The sequence below is a fragment of the Rhizobium sp. BE258 genome (assembly GCF_031457345.1).
GTDB lineage: Bacteria > Pseudomonadota > Alphaproteobacteria > Rhizobiales > Rhizobiaceae > Rhizobium.
Genome location: NZ_JAVDWL010000004.1, coordinates 514,489 through 529,370, shown reverse-complemented (window position 1 = coordinate 529,370; position 14,882 = coordinate 514,489). Strand labels below are relative to the sequence as shown.

Below are 14,882 nucleotides of genomic sequence, written 5' to 3'. Positions count from 1 at the left end.
TTAGGGAGTATCGTCTCAAACCTAGTAACGTTGACGGCTCTGCACTTTGGTTTTTTCTGCAGAATCAGTAGCTTACCAGATGTTCGAAATTCTGGAATCTGGGAGTACAAACCGACCGAGACCGCGCAAGTATTTCCTAGACACCGCGCACAGGTGACCATATCCCTCCAGCCCAGATCTGGGGATTGGACCGACTCAAAGAAAGGCGTAGCTTCCCCGGACGAACCTGGAGCGAGCGCGATTACATGAACTCGATAACTAGGACCGGCTGCACCCGTGCTCAGGCTGCGCGGAGCGCCATAACTAGCAAACTTGGCTATCTCGGGGTCGCCGCGCTGGCGATGTTGGTGTGGGCAAGCGAAGAAGCCCCGCTGTCTACAAAACACGTAGCCATGAGAGACCCCGCGGTCCATCAGACTTTGCAGTGACGGCATCCCATGGATGTGGCCTCCGGGGCTTGCCTACATCCGTCCGCGCGCTACCATCAAGGCATGCCCCATCTTCGATACCAGGTCTCCAAGAACGCTGACGACCAGTACTGGTCAATCATCGACATCTTCACAGGCTGGCCAGTCGATTTTCACGGTGTCTTGTTGGACACGCTGGAAGCCGAGGAGGCCGACAGGATGGTGGATGTTGTCAATATGGGCGACTGCGCCCGCCGAGGCCAACTCCGACCTCTCCGGTAACAAATCAATCCATCCACCAGTCAGTCGTCGCTTTCTCCTTCGTCGCCTCCAGTGGCTTGAAGCAACCTGAAGACCGCGTTTTGAACCTTGTCCGGCGACGCCGCGAAATATCTCAGTAGCCGTTGGCCCCGTTTGGTCATGGCCAAGTCTGTCGACTTTGGCCGCAGCGGCACCTCCGCGGACGCAACTTCCCCCGATCCTTCTTCCAAGAAATAAAGGATCGAAACCCCGAAGAGGGCAGCGACTTTGTTGAGCGTCGTGGCCGCAATGCGGTTTGCACCACGTTCATATTTCTGTACCTGTTGGAATGTAATCCCCAGATGGTCGGCGACGACCGTTTGACTTAATCCAGCGGAAACTCGGGCGACACGAAGACGCATTCCGATGAGGACATCCATGTCGGTCACGCGGCGTGGATTATGATCTGCATTGTTGACGCTGGTAATGTCGCTATCCTCCCTGATTGACAAGCGCCATCTGTATCAATGGGCGTTGACGAAGCGAATGGTTTTAGTCGGCGACAGTCGTTTTTTTGCTTTTCAGACTGCCATCGACTGGTCCCAGTCACCTCAGCCATCGCTCGGCCGCGTCGGCGCTGTTTTCAGGCGACGTATTGAACGCGATGGCGGTGCCCGGCGCAACCCGGATGACTGTGTTGACGACGAGTTCAAATAACTTAAGATTGCTCGGTGGAATGCGGATACCCCCGCCAATCACCACGCAATCCCAGTGCTCGGCGAGTGAGGCTTCGACATCTGCCTGAGCCGTCGCTGGCAGTAGAGCGCAGAAGCCAGCGTCCCAACCCCTACTCTGCATGTCGGAGAGGGTCAGCCTGATGCCCACGGCAATTTTCTCATTGGTAAGCTCAGCCGGCAGGGATGGATCGGAGGTATCGACCGCGTCAGGATGGATGCCGATCAAAAGAACCCGTTTCATTATTAAGCCCTCATGTTGGCCGGCTCTATTCGTGATGTTCGGCCCAATGCGGATAGGTTACATACGCCGTGAGAGCCCCCTCGCCTTCCGTCGTGATCGTAACGGCCTCCCCCTTGGGCATGTAGACAATCTGACCTGGACCGGCCGTGACTGTGCCGGCCCCGGTAGAAACGGCGAGCCGCCCTTCGATGACGATCATGACATCGTCAACCGCCATCGTTTCGGTCAATGTTTGGTTGGGCGCGTAGCGGCCGTATCCGACGGTGATAGGTCCGCCGTGGCGCTCATCGACGAGGTTGCCCACAAAAATATCCGCATCTTGTCCGGGTGACTTGGTAAGGTCTGCATCTGCGAGGCTGAATTTCTGGACCTTCATAATTCTCTCCATTTCTCTGCGAAGCAGGTAGAGCGGGCCAACCGATCGCCAAGACTCAACGCTCCCCCTTCCCACGATGGCTTTTTCCGAATAGAAGCGCTCCGCTAACCGGTCGCAGCCCACCCGGTTCATCAAAACAAGGGATCACAACATGAAAGTACTCGTCGTCTGCTCCGGCGGACTGGACTCCGTTTCGCTTGCACATAGGGTCGCAACGGAAAACCAACTTATCGGCCTCATCTCATTCAATTATGGCCAGCGCCACAACAAGGAGATCGGGTACGCGGCTCGCTGCGCGGAGCGGCTCGGCGTCCTACACCACGTCCTGGACATCCGTTCGATCGGCGCGCACCTGACAGGGTCGGCACTGACTGATGACGTCGAGGTGCCGGATGGCCACTACGCCGAAGAGACCATGAAGTCGACGGTCGTCCCGAACCGGAATGCCATCATGCTTTCGATCGCATTCGGTCTTGCAGCCGCGCAAAAGGCTGACGCTGTCGCAGTGGCCGTCCACGGCGGAGACCATTTCATCTACCCCGACTGCCGGCCCGATTTCATCGACGCATTTCAAACCATGCAGGCGCGCGCGCTGGATGGATATGCAGACGTCAGTCTACTCGCCCCATACGTCAACCTCTCGAAGGCTGCTATCGTCGTTGATGGGGCAAATCACAGCACTCCCTTTGCCGAGACCTGGTCCTGCTATAAAGGGGGCGAACGCCACTGTGGCCGCTGCGGCACCTGTGTCGAGCGGCGCGAGGCGTTCCACCTCGCCGGGCACACCGATCCCACGGATTACGAGGACCCGAACTTCTGGTCCGAAGCCGTGTCGCGCTATTCGGCGGAAGAGGTGCGTTGATGTACCGGATCACCAAGGAATTTCATTTCTCGGCGTCGCATCAGCTGAGCCACCTGCCCGCCGATCACCAGTGTGCCAGGCTCCATGGGCACAATTACATCGTGGTTGTCGAGCTTGCGGCTGCCGAGCTCGACGCCGACGGCTTTGTCCGGGACTACAGCGACCTCTCGATCCTGAAGCGTTACATCGACGACACTTTGGATCACAGGCATCTCAACGATGTCTTCGGGCATGAAAAGGTGACGTCTGAATTTCTGGCCAGACACTTCTTCGAGTGGTGCAGGGAGCGCTTCCCGGAGACTTCCTCGGTCAGGGTGAGCGAGACGCCCAAGACCTGGGCGGAGTATCGCCCGTGACCGCCGATATCCGGGTAAGCGAAATCTTCGGGCCAACCATCCAAGGCGAAGGGGCTCTGATCGGACTGCCCACCGTGTTCGTTCGGACTGGCGGCTGCGACTACCGATGTAGTTGGTGCGACAGCCTTCATGCCGTGGACAGCGAGTTCCGGCACGATTGGCGTCCGATGTCCGCAGCTGACGTTCTGGCAGAGGTCGACGATCTCGCGGGCGGAATACCTCTGACGATTTCGCTCTCCGGCGGCAATCCCGCCATCCAGCCTCTTGGACCGCTCATCGACCTCGGACATGAGCGAGGCTACCGGTTCGCCTTGGAAACGCAGGGCAGTATCGCAAAGGACTGGTTCGGACGGCTTGATGCACTCGTTCTGAGCCCCAAGCCGCCCTCCAGCGGAATGGACCCCGACTGGGAGGCTTTCTCGTCTTGCCTCAGCTTGGCGGCGGACCGTCCGCAGACCGTGATCAAGATGGTGGTGTTCGACGATGCCGACTACGCGTTTGCTCGAGGCGTCGCCAATCGGTTTCCCGCCTACCCCATCTTTCTCCAACCAGGAAACCACACCCCACCGCCCCCGACAGAAGAAGAGGCTGTCGTCGACATCGATGGCGTGATGGACCGAATGCACTGGCTGGTCGGCAAGGTCACCGAGGATCGTTGGTTCGAAGCGAGGGTACTGCCGCAGCTGCATGTCCTCCTGTGGGGGAACAAGCGCGGCGTCTGACCACCTTCCCACCGAGCCGTTGGATATGACGACTAACGTTCAGGGTTGGGCTGCCAGCCCCGGGTCATTCCTCTACTCATCCATCTCGTCGCCGTGTCCAGCTGGTCGCGCAGGTGCTGACGATCCGCAATCAACGATTCGATCATGGCGCGGAGGTGTCCTCCGTCCCACGCGATGGCTCGCTCAACAGATTCTGGAGGGGTTTCGGAAATCTTTTCTGCTGCTGCGATGGCTTTACCCTTAGAGGATTTACGAAGACAGGTACGACGGCATGCTGACGGCCGAGATCGACAGGCTTGAACATCGAAAGGAAGTGCTCGACCTTTCGAACGACGATTGAGGGGGCAATCCATGTGCAAGGCCTACAACAGGACGACCAACCAGCAAGCCATTCGATCCTTTGTGGCAATAACACACGACATCATTGGCAACATGGAGCAGTCCATCGATGTGTTCCCGGACCGCTTTGCCCCAATCGTCAGGAACAACGAAGATCGGCGTGAGCTGGCGATGGTGCGCTGGGGCCTGCCTTCCTCCAGCAAGGCTCTCCTTAATGCAGCCGGCAAGCGGACCGACAAGCTCCGGGCCAAGGGCAAGACCTTCGACTTCAACGAACTGCTCAAGATGGAGCCTGACGGCGGCACGACCAACATTCGAAATACATCCAGCCAGCACTGGAAGCGCTGGCTCGGCGTGCAGAACCATTGTGTGGTCCCATTCACCCGGTTCGCCGAGCCTGACCCGGCAAGCAAGATCGAGGGAGGCCGGACACCGAATGCGTGGTTCGCCAGTACGGGTGACGATCCACTGATGTTCTTTGCCGGTCTATGGGTCAAGAACTGGACCAGTGTTCGAAAGGTCAAGGATGGTCTGGTGACCATCGATCTATTCGCCTTCTTGACCACCGAGCCGAATGGGGTCGTCGCTTCAATCCATCAGAAGGCAATGCGGGTCATCCTGACAGCCAAGGAGGAGGTTGAAACCTGGCTGACAGCTCCCTGGGAGAAGGCAAAGGCGCTGCAACGGCCCCTGCCCGACGAGCTCGTGAAGATCGAGCCGGTTATGGATGCAGCATGATTGGACGTCGTAAGCCGGCGGCGAGTGTCCGGGCATGGAACGATCTGGTACGACCGCCGTTGATATCTCACTGAAACAATTCAGTTTCTAAAAGGAGAAATTCGATGGGCAGCACAGCTGACAAGGTTTCCGGTAAGGCAAACGAATTCGCGGGCAAAGCCCGTCAGGGCGTAGGCAAAGCCACCGACGACCGTGAGATGCAGGCCAAGGGCATTGCGCAGGAAGCCAAGGGCGATGCGCAACAGGCTAAGGGCGAAGCCAAAGAAGCAGTCAAGAAGGTTGTCGACAAAGCGTAAGCTTCTGTTGATGTCTGAGGGCCCACCGCAATGCTACCCGGTGGGCCTTTTGCGTTGCCATCGTCGCAATTCGTAGTCTCTATGTTCCGATCGTCTTCAGCTGGCCCTTTTTTCTGGCACTGACTGCATGGACATCACCCATTTCATCGCGCATCCGGTTCAGGTCGGCAATCGGCTTCGCGCCCGCGTTATCTCCGCAAGAAAACCGCCAACATTGATGACCGCAGTGAAGCTCCTCAAATATGGTCTAGGAGCCGGCGACGGTGAAGGCTTGGTCATCATGGCCCTTCACCTCGCGACCGCGAGCTAGATCCTTTCAGCCACATGTCAGCATTCACGCCCCGCCCTCGATCTCGCGGGTCAAACCATTCCCCGCCGAACTTCGAAATGAACGCTTCCGCTCCCGCTCGCGTCGCGAAGCAATTCACCTTGTAGGTTTGTCCCTCGAAGGTGATTGAGTTGATCATACTGCAACGGAGTAACCGATTGCAGTAAAGAGCCTGCTCATCCGAAAGGCTCCCTTCAGAATGGACGGCTAGGATGGCAACCTGATATGGCCATCCACGATCTATGGTCGTTTGCGTCAAGCGTTTGCCCATGAACGTTGGTCCCTGTGATCCTTATCAAAAGAGTTGACATTCTAAAGCAATCGGAACAAAAAGGGAACAAATAATCTTGCCCTCTCCTCCAGACAGAGCTTGCCAAATGAGTGACATAGACTGCCCAACGCTCGAGCGCTCACCTGTTCTCGCTGCCCACAAGTGCGAATGCGGGGATTGGGCAGGGTTCGGTTTTGGCAAAGGTGCGCAGCAAAACTACTGGTGCTGGAAACACTACCCTTACAAGACCTCTGCCAGGTTGGAAGCTGCTGAAATTGCAGAGACGTTGGCCAGCAAGGTTGCTTGAGGGTTCCGATCGCTAGTCGGCCCTGCAATCTAGACTCGGTGGTCACGTCGGCAACTGCGGCGAGGACATAGATCGCGCCCGAGGCCTGGATCGTCCAGGTCACAGACGTCCAGACGACAATGCCGAGCGGTTCAAAACCACATCCGCCCGAAACGTGATTTAGCAGTTCGTCTCACGCTAGACAGGCTTGAGAGGCGGCCTTCCATTTCGATAAACGAAGAAAAACCCTCACAGCCACTGTGAGGGTTTTCCTTTGCTGATCTAAGGGAGGTCAGCGGTGAACGTTGCGTGCTTGGGTTAAAGCTGGATACGTTCTTCTATGGAACTAGCGGCGCTTTGCGGCGCGTCAAGAAATCCAGGCAAAAAAAATAGCGCCGTGGAGGTGGCGCTAAAGGTGATGCTCAGGAATGAGCATAGGAGCGGACAGGATGACGAAGAGGATCAGTCATCAAGCCCATTCCCAATTTAACGCACCCGTCTCATAAGCCAATACGTCAGTCATGACTTTCCTTAGACGCCGAATTCCCGAAGAGGAACGAATCGGTTGCGAAACGATTGAGTCCAGAATTGAAGAGGCAATCCCGACCTTTCGATAAGGGCCCGATCTTATGCGTAGTCGATCCAAACCATTGTTGCGAGACGACCAAATTGCAAAGTCGGCTCCCCGGAAAACGCGAGACCCTGCTCAACCAAATTTGCCATTCGATGCGATCCCCGATCGAATCGAGCCAGCCCTCGCCTTGCTTAGGTCGAAGGCACCCAGCGGCTCTGACTGGACGTTCGAGGTCAAATTCGATGGCTACAGGGTAGCGGTCCATATCGAGCCTAACGGCATTCGCATTCTGACGCGCGGTGGCCATGACTGGACGTCTCGATTTCCCACGATCGCCGAGGCGGCAAGAGACTTGGGTGTCGGCTCGGCGATACTGGATGGCGAGGCCGTCGTGCTCGACAACCGGGGTCGCTCGGACTTCAGCGCATTGCAGCGATCCCTCGGCGGTCGGGGCGGTAAACGGGTCTCGACGGAAGCGGTCTTCTTCGCCTTCGACCTTCTATACTTTGACGGTCACCTGCTGACAAACACCGAGCTGTCGGTTCGTCGTCACTTGCTCACGGATTTCCTCGACGGCGCGACGGGTGCAATACAGCTCTCTGAAGAGGTCGATGGTGATGGCGACAAGCTCCTCGAAACGGCCCGCTCACACGGCCTGGAAGGCATCATTGCCAAGAACCGGGAGAGCAAATACCGATCTGGGCGAACTGGCGATTGGCTCAAGATCAAATGTGTCCAGAGCGAAAGCTTCATCGTCGTCGGGTATGAGCAAAGCAGCGTTGCGCGCGGTGGAATTGGCAGCCTCCTCTTAGCGGCGCGCCACGGGAATGAATGGAAGTACGTTGGCTCCGTCGGAACAGGGTTCAAAGAGCGTGATGTTGTCGATTTGAAGCGGATGCTCGACAAACTCGCAACAAAAAGCCCGGCGGTCTCAATGAAAGGAAAACGACTGGTTTTCTCTCAGCCGACATTGATTGCAGAAATTGACTTCAGGGGGTGGACCACAGACGGACATCTTCGACATGCGTCGTACAAAGGCCTGCGTGAGAAACAGGACAATGCTTCGGTCTATGAATTTCTGAACGAGGAATGAGAAAGCCGGCCAATCGGTCAATCCGCTGCGCACTTGTTCTTTACTTCACGTCGTCCCCCAACTAGTCAGCTCGCTCGACTCATATGTGGACTGAACATGATGATGCAGAGATACCTCTGGACGTTGGACCGAAACGACCGGCAAACCCGTGGCGGTCTTTCCACGGAGGCCGAACTTATAGATGTCTTGGTCGCCGAAGACCTGCCATGCATCATGCCGCCCGACTGGCTCGTTGCGACGATGCAGATGGATATTGATGGAAACGGTATCGCAATCCACGAGTCCACTGCGGCCGCAGGGAACATGTGGAAGCTTGAACTAAGGGTGGTCGCGTGATGGTCGGTGCGGCCCACTTGAGCCGCACCACTTTGATGACAACTCGCCGTGCATATCGGCCTTCGCCAAACTCTTAAGAATTCGCTCGTCGGACAATGGCTTCCCGATGACCTCGACTGCGCGGTCCAGCCATGACAGACCTCTCAAGAGGGACGTTCACGAAGGTCACTTTATTCCATAGCGTCAATTAGCCGTCAGGCCAAGGCGGCTCCATTCGACCCATCTGCTATTTATCGCGTGCATCCTGGAACAAATGTTCACGATGGGCATTCTTCCCGCGCGATTAGCGAGGGCCTTCATGTGAGCAACCATTTTCAAACAAAATCAATGATAAAGAGCGGAGCCCGACAGGTTTTCCGAGTCGACGATTTTGTTGACCGGTACAATCTGGACGAAAAGCAAAGACGCGATCTTGTGGCCCTTTTCGGGCAATTCGCAACGCTTCACGAGCTGCTGATAAACAGCCGCCTCCCCCGAGACAGCCGATAGTCGGCCTGGTGTCGCAACATCCATTTTCAGGAACCTGATGAGCAAACGTACCCTCTTCCAATTCTTTCATTGGTACTCTCCAGGAGATGGGCACCTCTGGAATGAGGTAGCTGAAAAGGCTCCTTACCTCTCACAGATCGGAATCACCGACGTGTGGTTGCCGCCCGCCTATAAAGGCGCGTCTGGCGCTTCATCGGTCGGATATGACACCTACGATCTTTTCGACCTCGGGGAATTTGACCAGAAGGGCAGCGTGACTACCAAATATGGTGTCAAGGCAGCCTTTGAGAACGCTTGCAGGGCTCTTGTCGACCATGGCTTGCGGCCGATCCATGATGTCGTGCTGAACCACAAAATGGGAGCGGACGAAAAGGAAAGCGTGATCGTGCGGCGCGTGAACTCCGAAGATCGAACGCAGATCGAGGACGACGACCTGAAGGCCCTTGCCTACACCCGGTTCACTTTCCCCGGCAGAGCTGGCAAGTACTCCGAATTCATCTGGGACAAGCAGTGCTTCAGCGGCGTCGACGTGATTGAGCAGCCAGATGAGGCCGGCGTCTTCCGGCTGATGAACGAATATGGCGAAGGCCAATGGAACGATGAGGTCGATGACGAGCTTGGCAATTTCGACTACCTGATGGGAGCCGATGTCGAGTTCCGTAATAACGCGGTCTACGAAGAACTGAAATATTGGGGACGCTGGTTCTCCGAGCAGGTGCCTGTTGCAGGATTTCGCCTGGATGCGGCGAAACACATCCCGGCGTGGTTTTTTAAGGATTGGGTCGGCCATATGCGCGACGCGGTCGGGACCGATCTATTCGTCGTCGCCGAATACTGGCACCCCGATATGACGACGCTTACAAACTATCTGGAACTCGTCGACAAGCAACTGATGCTTTTCGACGTTGCGCTCCACCACCGATTCCATGATGCCTCAAAGGCCGGTGGAGAATTCGACATGCGGACTATCTTCGATGGATCGCTCGTGTCTTCAATTCCAGACCACGCCGTCACTCTCGTCGATAATCACGACACACAGCCCCTGCAATCGCTGGAAGCGACAGTCGAGCCCTGGTTCAAGCCCCTTGCCTACGCCTTGATCCTTTTGCGCGAACACGGCACGCCCTGCGTTTTCTATCCGGATCTGTATGGCGCGGAATACAGTGACAAGGCCGTAGACGGCAGCCAGCAGACGGTGAACATGCCGGCAATCACCTGCTTGTCCAAGCTGGTAGAAGCGCGCAAGCGGTTCGGCAATGGCCCGCAGAGTGAACATTTCGACGACGCGCGTGTGATCGGTTTCGTCCGTCACGGAACCGAGCGCGAGCCGGGTTGCGTGGTTGTTATGTCCAATGGCGGGGAAGGACAAATATCCGTTGATCTTGGCCTAGGCCATTCGAGCACCTCCTTTGTTGACTTTCTGGGTCATCGTGAAGGCGAGATAACAACTGATGACAGCGGTCGCGCCGATTTCCCAACCAACGGAGGAAGTGTCAGCGTTTGGGTTCGACAAGATGCTTTATAGTAAGCGTCAGGAAGACTTTACCCAGCCGATGTCGTCCGTCGCCGAATTCGAAGTACGGCTGTGATCAGATCTTTGATCAGTAAAACGCCCTCACCAATCGGATACGAAAATTCATCAAGTCCTGATCTGGCTGTAATCTTCTCGTCTCGACCCTTGGATGTCCAGTGGGTCGCATTGCTTCGGCGAGATGGCTGCACAAAGCGTGCGGATATTCCGCGACGCTTCAAACCCGGGGTCCGGGAGACTACTGCCAATTTTCACGAGACAGGCTCACCACGCAGGCCTCAAAAGCGGATCAGGTCAAACCGAGCTGCACCTAGACCACCTCAGTCCGGTCGTCGAGCTCGCCAGCCAAGGTGTCGTAGATACTCACTCCTTCGCCTGGAACACTCGGCGAAAGATCGTCCACACCGAATGATGTGATCTGTACCATCATCTCTTTCGCGCGCAATATCGCCGCGCTCTCATCTCCAGCCGCGTCGGAAGCCATACGGACAGAGATCATCTCATTTCCCTCACCGTGAAATTCGACAGTCAGGGTTCCCTCGGTGGTTTTGGCAACATTCGTATTGAGCAACTGCATGTGAATTTCTCCTGTTAAATTGCCGCAGCGGTGGACCCGTGCAGCGAGCGTCTTGTGCAGGGCCGCGACAGCTGCGCCTTTAATCAGACACATCGCGGGGAGCGGTCTCGCGTTCGACCAACGCCTCCCTCGCCTGCCTCAGTCTTTTGGTCTTGATGGCGCGGAGCTGCCGCTCCTCTTCCAGCGTCTGCATTGCAATGCGATCCGTTTGTTCTCGGGCGTCGATACGCGCCTGCTGTGAACTCGCCTGTCGCCGTTTCGATACGTGTTCGTCCATGGAAATCACACTTTCATATGCGCCAGAGGCGCATGTCCAAGTTCTGTTCGGACGCGCTTGGTTGGGATGAAATCGCGCCGGACGGGTGGGGCGCTCGACTGCCGTTTCGTTGGCCATAGGAAGAAATCGGAAAAATTCCCATGTTCACCATCCCCGTCACGTCCGATTGACACGGTCGCGATCTCGGAAGGGTAATGCCGGTCAAACGACGATGTTCCGACGATTGTTGCTACGTCCGGTGCCGTACAGTGCACATACGACCACGACGCTCTTTCGTTCAGTGGTATGCCGACGATGACGGAGCGGTTGCCTTCGTCGCCATCGGTCCATTGTAGTTCTGGATCAAATGATCGGTGATCTGCCGTTCGTCAAAACCAAGGGTGTACAGCGCGATAGCGGATGTACAGAGAACGTCGGCGACCTTGTGGTCGAACGCAACTTGGTGGACGCGAAACCAGGTCACGACCGCGTTCAACAGGATCGGACCGCTTCTGCCAGCTTCGCCATTGTCTTCTTGATGCCGCGACATTTCTTCCCCTCGATCATGGCTAGGAACGAAAGCATGAACAGGGAGTTGAGCAAAAGGTTCCAGAGGGAGTTACGACATGGCCGCTCATCGCGCTCAGTGGAAGGGTCACATCAAGATCGGCGAGCTCAGCTGTGGTGTCGGTCTCTATACGGCGGCTTCCACGTCGGATCGCATCACCTTCCATACCGTGAACGCGGCCACGGGTAACCGGGTCCGCCGGGAGTTCATCGACAGCGAAACCGAAGAAACTGTTGAGCGTGACGAACAGGTCAAGGGTTTCGACGTCGGAGACAACCAGTACATCATGATCGACCCGGAAGAAGTGACGGCTGTCATTCCGGATTCTGACAAGATGCTGGAAATTGAAGCCTTCCTGCCCTGCTCCGACATTGACGATGTCTATTTTGACAAGCCCTATTATCTCGTGCCTACGGATGATGTCTCTGAGGATGTGTTCGCCGGACTTCGTGAAGCGCTCAAGGAAGCGAGCGTCACGGCAATCGCGAGGACTGTTCTGTTCCGTCGGATGCGGACTGTTTTGATCCGAGCCCACGGACGGGGCCTGATCGCCACCACCCTCAATTTCGATTACGAGGTCCGTTCCTCTGAAGAGGCATTCAAAGAAATGCCGTCGATCAAGGTCGACGGTGAAATGCTTGATCTCGCCAAACACATCATCAGCACCAAGAAGGGCGATTTCGACCCTGCCCAGTTCGAGGACCGATATGAGAAAGCGCTCGCAGACCTGGCGAAGGCAAAGGCCGAGGGCAAGACTCTTCCCAAGCCGAAGCCCGTCAAGGTTTCCAAGCCAAACGATCTTCTCAAGGCATTGCGTGAAAGCGCCGGCATGGGAAAAGCCAAGCCTAAGAAGGCTGCCAACGCCAACGCCCGGAGGTCCAAAAAGGCGGTCGCGGACAAATCGAACGGCAAAACCCCACAGAAGAAAGCCAGCTAGGAGGAAGATCACCCATGGCCCCGCGTCGCCCATACTGGAGAGGATATCTCAAACTTTCGCTGGTCACCTGCCCTGTCGCCATGAGCCCCGCGACTTCCGATAGCGAGAAGGTCCGTTTCCATACGCTCAACAAACAGACCGGAAACCGTGTCGTGTCACAATTCGTGGATTCGGTGACCGGAAAGTCCGTCAAGGAGGAGAACGAGGCGAAGGGGTACGAACGCGGCGAGAACGATTATGTTTTGCTCACCGATGACGAGTTGGAATCAGTCGAGCTGGAGACGGTTCGCACAATCGATATCGAGAAGTTCGTTCCCCGTGAAAGCATCGAGTGGGTGTATCTGGAGACGCCGCACTATCTCATGCCGAACGACAAGATCGGGAATGAGGCGTTTGCGGTGATCCGGGATGCCATGGAAGCCGACGACGTCCTCGGTATCTCCAGGGTTGTCATCGGCAGGCGAGAACGCGCCGTCGTTCTGGAGCCTCGCGGCAAGGGCATTGTCGTCTGGACCCTCCGTTTTGGCGACGAGGTCCGTCCTGAGGGAGAGTACTTCCAGGAAATTGAGAAGAAAGCCGATCCTAAGACCGTCGAGGTCATCAAGAAGATGATCAAGCCGCGGATGGAGAAATGGTCGCCCTCGATGGTGACTGATCCAATACAGGAAAGTCTGCTGAAGCTTATCGCCTCGAAGAAGAAAGGGTTGAAACCCACTCGGAAGACCGACAGCAAAAAGGACAAGTCGGAGAAGCCGTCGAATGTCATCAACATCATGGATGCGTTGAAGAAGAGTGTTGAAGCCGACCTGAAAGGTCGCAGGAAAAGTGGATGACGGTCCCGCTGCAGGAGGTGCGCGATAGCCGCTTGAGTGTCGGCATGTGAATGCGACGTCACGCAACCCCACACCCGCTTGTTAGTAGACGATCCCTGCTCGCAGTGCCGCGGCTACGAGCGCCGTATCCTTGTAGACGGAAAAGGTTTCCTTCAACCTGTCGATATGCGTTCGCACGGTGTGGACCGAAATCCCAAGAATGTCGGCGATTTCTTGCGCGCTCTTCCCGTCGCACATCAAGACGAGGACTTCACGTTCACGCGCGGACACAAGGTACTCCATCCAATTGATATGGGAATGGATCCCCAGATTTCATCGTCGTGCCACCAAAAACGACAGCTTGGATCGCCTTAGCATTATATTTGAAACATCTAATTAACTGAATGCGCGCATTCTCATAACACTCGCAACGCATGGCCTTAGTCATGGATGGACAGCCCGAGATACCTAGCGCGGTCAGCCTCGTGATTGGCGCGGTCGCCGGCACGATCGCAGTGAAAATCGCCATCCTCTACAGCCTGACGGGAATTCCGCATGTTTTGGGCGTCCTCGTTCTTATCATCGCCCTGACGCAGTTTGGGTTGCGGTTCGTTAGCCAATTCTGGCGCGATTCGATCTAGAAACTTTTGGGGAACCAACACAGGCGCAGCCGCGTTCACGGTGCGCTGGCATGTTCCTATCCCAGCTATGTCACTCTCGCGACTCGCCCCGCCCTCAAGCGGGGCTTTCTTTTGCTTGGTCATACAGGCAAATCATTGGAGGCTGACCTTAGGAGGACGAACGTTAAAGGCTCGCCCCGGCTTGAGAAACGAGCCTTCCACCTTACGGCGGCTGCGCAACTGGCTGAGCATTGCAGCGGACCCTAACTTCTATGATCATCGATGGTTCCCCCTCGACAGAACGCCACAGCTTCGTCGACGGGGATCAACGTGCCCAGAAGCGCACCGGAATTGAACCATTCACTGCGCCTGTCGTCACGATCAACTCCTTCAACGCATTGAAGATGGAGTTGCAAAACGAAGTTCCGAGATAAGCATGGTGTAACGTGAGCTTTAGTTTCGGAGGCACTGGAACGAGTTGCGGGTCGCACCGTTGTCTTCGGAACCTACGGGTTCCGCGCGCCTCGCATGGACTTCCCCGGCGTCTGACCGGATAGCAACTGTGAGGCGCGGCCAGAATTCACGAAAGCTCCGGCAAGTCTGCCGTATCGATTTCTAAATCAGTTTCTCTGCCCCGATCCTCGACACGATCGATTCGTGAGAGAAGATCGGCGAAGGGATCGTGACCGGAATTTTCAGGTCCATACAACGATTGAAGCCGTCGGCGGAGATTTGCATCGCCGGCATGGAGGTCGAAACTCGGGCGTGCGCTGATATGATTGCGCTGAATCATGTGTCTCGCTTCAGTTGATGAGAATTTGAAACGCGTCAACCAGAGATCGGTTCCAGTCGCCGCTCATTTTCCCTCAGCGCCGTCAATCTCCGCAAAA

The 14,882-nt window shown here is 56.2% G+C and carries 21 protein-coding genes; 12 read left to right on the top strand and 9 right to left on the bottom strand.

Features of this window, described 5'->3' with window-relative positions; translation table 11 throughout:
- Positions 1 to 709 precede the first annotated feature (709 nt).
- The 3 genes from J2X43_RS17115 to J2X43_RS17105 all read right to left on the bottom strand — a co-directional run bounded on the left by J2X43_RS17115 (position 710) and on the right by J2X43_RS17105 (position 2,001).
- Positions 710 to 1,159 (bottom strand): helix-turn-helix domain-containing protein, encoded by a 450-nt coding sequence (locus J2X43_RS17115; RefSeq protein WP_310295619.1) that lies wholly within the window; start codon positions 1,157 to 1,159, stop codon positions 710 to 712.
- Between the two features lie 94 nt (positions 1,160 to 1,253).
- The gene (locus tag J2X43_RS17110) at positions 1,254 to 1,625 is read right to left on the bottom strand and encodes a hypothetical protein (protein ID WP_310295617.1); all 372 of its coding nucleotides are present in this window, start codon (positions 1,623 to 1,625) and stop codon (positions 1,254 to 1,256) included.
- A 25-nt stretch (positions 1,626 to 1,650) separates the two neighbouring features.
- Positions 1,651 to 2,001: an ethanolamine utilization protein gene (locus tag J2X43_RS17105; protein WP_310295615.1), complete on the bottom strand. Its 351-nt coding sequence runs from the start codon at positions 1,999 to 2,001 to the stop codon at positions 1,651 to 1,653.
- Positions 2,002 to 2,152: 151 nt separating this feature from the next.
- Between J2X43_RS17105 and queC the strand changes: the two genes are divergently transcribed.
- The 8 genes from queC (at position 2,153) to J2X43_RS17065 (ending at position 8,202) form a co-directional block, all read left to right on the top strand.
- Entirely contained in the window at positions 2,153 to 2,863 is a 711-nt protein-coding gene (queC, locus tag J2X43_RS17100) for a 7-cyano-7-deazaguanine synthase QueC (protein ID WP_310295613.1), read from the top strand.
- Positions 2,863 to 3,219 (top strand): 6-carboxytetrahydropterin synthase QueD, encoded by a 357-nt coding sequence (gene queD, locus J2X43_RS17095; RefSeq protein WP_112517489.1) that lies wholly within the window; start codon positions 2,863 to 2,865, stop codon positions 3,217 to 3,219. The genes queC and queD overlap by 1 nt, the downstream gene beginning before the upstream one ends.
- Complete coding sequence (gene queE / locus J2X43_RS17090) at positions 3,216 to 3,941, top strand: 7-carboxy-7-deazaguanine synthase QueE (RefSeq protein ID WP_112389186.1); 726 nt, start codon at positions 3,216 to 3,218, stop codon at positions 3,939 to 3,941. Before queD ends, queE begins: the two co-directional genes overlap by 4 nt.
- Before the next feature lie 351 nt (positions 3,942 to 4,292).
- Entirely contained in the window at positions 4,293 to 5,018 is a 726-nt protein-coding gene (locus J2X43_RS17085; protein WP_310295608.1) for an SOS response-associated peptidase, read from the top strand.
- Between the two features lie 104 nt (positions 5,019 to 5,122).
- A complete protein-coding gene (locus tag J2X43_RS17080) occupies positions 5,123 to 5,314 on the top strand; it encodes a CsbD family protein (RefSeq protein ID WP_112517488.1) in 192 nt (63 codons plus the stop codon).
- 127 nt (positions 5,315 to 5,441) lie between these two features.
- Positions 5,442 to 5,624 carry a hypothetical protein gene (locus tag J2X43_RS17075; RefSeq protein ID WP_162698886.1) on the top strand — a complete coding sequence of 61 codons (183 nt, stop codon included), beginning with the start codon at positions 5,442 to 5,444 and terminating at the stop codon, positions 5,622 to 5,624.
- A gap of 1,204 nt (positions 5,625 to 6,828) precedes the next feature.
- Entirely contained in the window at positions 6,829 to 7,866 is a 1,038-nt protein-coding gene (gene ligD / locus J2X43_RS17070; RefSeq protein ID WP_310295604.1) for a non-homologous end-joining DNA ligase, read from the top strand.
- Positions 7,867 to 7,962: 96 nt separating this feature from the next.
- Positions 7,963 to 8,202, top strand: a complete 240-nt coding sequence (locus J2X43_RS17065) for a hypothetical protein (RefSeq protein ID WP_310295602.1) — start codon at positions 7,963 to 7,965, stop codon at positions 8,200 to 8,202.
- Positions 8,203 to 8,526: 324 nt separating this feature from the next.
- Here the strand turns inward: J2X43_RS17065 and J2X43_RS17060 are convergent, their stop codons facing one another.
- Entirely contained in the window at positions 8,527 to 8,715 is a 189-nt protein-coding gene (locus tag J2X43_RS17060) for a hypothetical protein (RefSeq protein ID WP_112540929.1), read from the bottom strand.
- A 13-nt stretch (positions 8,716 to 8,728) separates the two neighbouring features.
- Here J2X43_RS17060 and amyA point away from each other — a divergent pair, with 13 nt between their 5' ends.
- Positions 8,729 to 10,216 carry an alpha-amylase gene (gene amyA / locus J2X43_RS17055; RefSeq protein ID WP_310295600.1) on the top strand — a complete coding sequence of 496 codons (1,488 nt, stop codon included), beginning with the start codon at positions 8,729 to 8,731 and terminating at the stop codon, positions 10,214 to 10,216.
- A 316-nt stretch (positions 10,217 to 10,532) separates the two neighbouring features.
- Here amyA and J2X43_RS17050 read toward each other — a convergent pair whose 3' ends face one another.
- The 3 genes from J2X43_RS17050 to J2X43_RS17040 form a co-directional block, all read right to left on the bottom strand.
- Positions 10,533 to 10,799, bottom strand: a complete 267-nt coding sequence (locus J2X43_RS17050; RefSeq protein ID WP_310295598.1) for a hypothetical protein — start codon at positions 10,797 to 10,799, stop codon at positions 10,533 to 10,535.
- Positions 10,800 to 10,878: 79 nt separating this feature from the next.
- Entirely contained in the window at positions 10,879 to 11,076 is a 198-nt protein-coding gene (locus tag J2X43_RS17045; RefSeq protein ID WP_112389195.1) for a hypothetical protein, read from the bottom strand.
- 277 nt (positions 11,077 to 11,353) lie between these two features.
- Complete coding sequence (locus tag J2X43_RS17040) at positions 11,354 to 11,605, bottom strand: hypothetical protein (protein ID WP_310295594.1); 252 nt, start codon at positions 11,603 to 11,605, stop codon at positions 11,354 to 11,356.
- Positions 11,606 to 11,681: 76 nt separating this feature from the next.
- Between J2X43_RS17040 and J2X43_RS17035 the strand changes: the two genes are divergently transcribed.
- Together J2X43_RS17035 and J2X43_RS17030 are read left to right on the top strand one after the other, a co-directional pair.
- On the top strand, positions 11,682 to 12,560 hold the full coding sequence (locus J2X43_RS17035) for a Ku protein (RefSeq protein WP_310295592.1): 879 nt from the start codon (positions 11,682 to 11,684) through the stop codon (positions 12,558 to 12,560).
- 14 nt (positions 12,561 to 12,574) lie between these two features.
- Positions 12,575 to 13,393, top strand: coding sequence for a Ku protein (locus J2X43_RS17030; RefSeq protein ID WP_310295590.1), 819 nt, complete (start codon positions 12,575 to 12,577; stop codon positions 13,391 to 13,393).
- Between the two features lie 81 nt (positions 13,394 to 13,474).
- Here J2X43_RS17030 and J2X43_RS17025 read toward each other — a convergent pair whose 3' ends face one another.
- A complete protein-coding gene (locus J2X43_RS17025; protein WP_310295588.1) occupies positions 13,475 to 13,663 on the bottom strand; it encodes a helix-turn-helix domain-containing protein in 189 nt (62 codons plus the stop codon).
- 155 nt (positions 13,664 to 13,818) lie between these two features.
- Between J2X43_RS17025 and J2X43_RS17020 the strand changes: the two genes are divergently transcribed.
- Positions 13,819 to 14,013, top strand: a complete 195-nt coding sequence (locus J2X43_RS17020) for a hypothetical protein (protein ID WP_310295586.1) — start codon at positions 13,819 to 13,821, stop codon at positions 14,011 to 14,013.
- A gap of 559 nt (positions 14,014 to 14,572) precedes the next feature.
- On the opposite strand, the gene J2X43_RS17015 is transcribed toward J2X43_RS17020, so the two are convergent.
- Positions 14,573 to 14,785, bottom strand: coding sequence for a hypothetical protein (locus J2X43_RS17015; RefSeq protein WP_310295584.1), 213 nt, complete (start codon positions 14,783 to 14,785; stop codon positions 14,573 to 14,575).
- Positions 14,786 to 14,882: the final 97 nt, after the last annotated feature.

Excerpts from the sequence above, each read along its gene's own strand:
- J2X43_RS17020 (WP_310295586.1), top strand. The coding sequence starts at position 13,819 with ATGGATGGACAGCCCGAGATACCTAGCGCGGTCAGCCTCGTGATTGGC.
- queC (WP_310295613.1), top strand. The coding sequence starts at position 2,153 with ATGAAAGTACTCGTCGTCTGCTCCGGCGGACTGGACTCCGTTTCGCTT.
- J2X43_RS17030 (WP_310295590.1), top strand. The coding sequence starts at position 12,575 with ATGGCCCCGCGTCGCCCATACTGGAGAGGATATCTCAAACTTTCGCTG.
- J2X43_RS17110 (WP_310295617.1), bottom strand. The coding sequence starts at position 1,625 with ATGAAACGGGTTCTTTTGATCGGCATCCATCCTGACGCGGTCGATACC.
- J2X43_RS17035 (WP_310295592.1), top strand. The coding sequence starts at position 11,682 with ATGGCCGCTCATCGCGCTCAGTGGAAGGGTCACATCAAGATCGGCGAG.
- J2X43_RS17050 (WP_310295598.1), bottom strand. The coding sequence starts at position 10,799 with ATGCAGTTGCTCAATACGAATGTTGCCAAAACCACCGAGGGAACCCTG.
- J2X43_RS17015 (WP_310295584.1), bottom strand. The coding sequence starts at position 14,785 with ATGATTCAGCGCAATCATATCAGCGCACGCCCGAGTTTCGACCTCCAT.
- J2X43_RS17040 (WP_310295594.1), bottom strand. The coding sequence starts at position 11,605 with ATGTCGCGGCATCAAGAAGACAATGGCGAAGCTGGCAGAAGCGGTCCG.
- amyA (WP_310295600.1), top strand. The coding sequence starts at position 8,729 with ATGAGCAAACGTACCCTCTTCCAATTCTTTCATTGGTACTCTCCAGGA.
- J2X43_RS17075 (WP_162698886.1), top strand. The coding sequence starts at position 5,442 with ATGGACATCACCCATTTCATCGCGCATCCGGTTCAGGTCGGCAATCGG.
- J2X43_RS17060 (WP_112540929.1), bottom strand. The coding sequence starts at position 8,715 with ATGGATGTTGCGACACCAGGCCGACTATCGGCTGTCTCGGGGGAGGCG.
- J2X43_RS17080 (WP_112517488.1), top strand. The coding sequence starts at position 5,123 with ATGGGCAGCACAGCTGACAAGGTTTCCGGTAAGGCAAACGAATTCGCG.
- ligD (WP_310295604.1), top strand. The coding sequence starts at position 6,829 with ATGCGTAGTCGATCCAAACCATTGTTGCGAGACGACCAAATTGCAAAG.
- J2X43_RS17085 (WP_310295608.1), top strand. The coding sequence starts at position 4,293 with ATGTGCAAGGCCTACAACAGGACGACCAACCAGCAAGCCATTCGATCC.
- J2X43_RS17065 (WP_310295602.1), top strand. The coding sequence starts at position 7,963 with ATGATGATGCAGAGATACCTCTGGACGTTGGACCGAAACGACCGGCAA.
- queD (WP_112517489.1), top strand. The coding sequence starts at position 2,863 with ATGTACCGGATCACCAAGGAATTTCATTTCTCGGCGTCGCATCAGCTG.
- J2X43_RS17105 (WP_310295615.1), bottom strand. The coding sequence starts at position 2,001 with ATGAAGGTCCAGAAATTCAGCCTCGCAGATGCAGACCTTACCAAGTCA.
- J2X43_RS17045 (WP_112389195.1), bottom strand. The coding sequence starts at position 11,076 with ATGGACGAACACGTATCGAAACGGCGACAGGCGAGTTCACAGCAGGCG.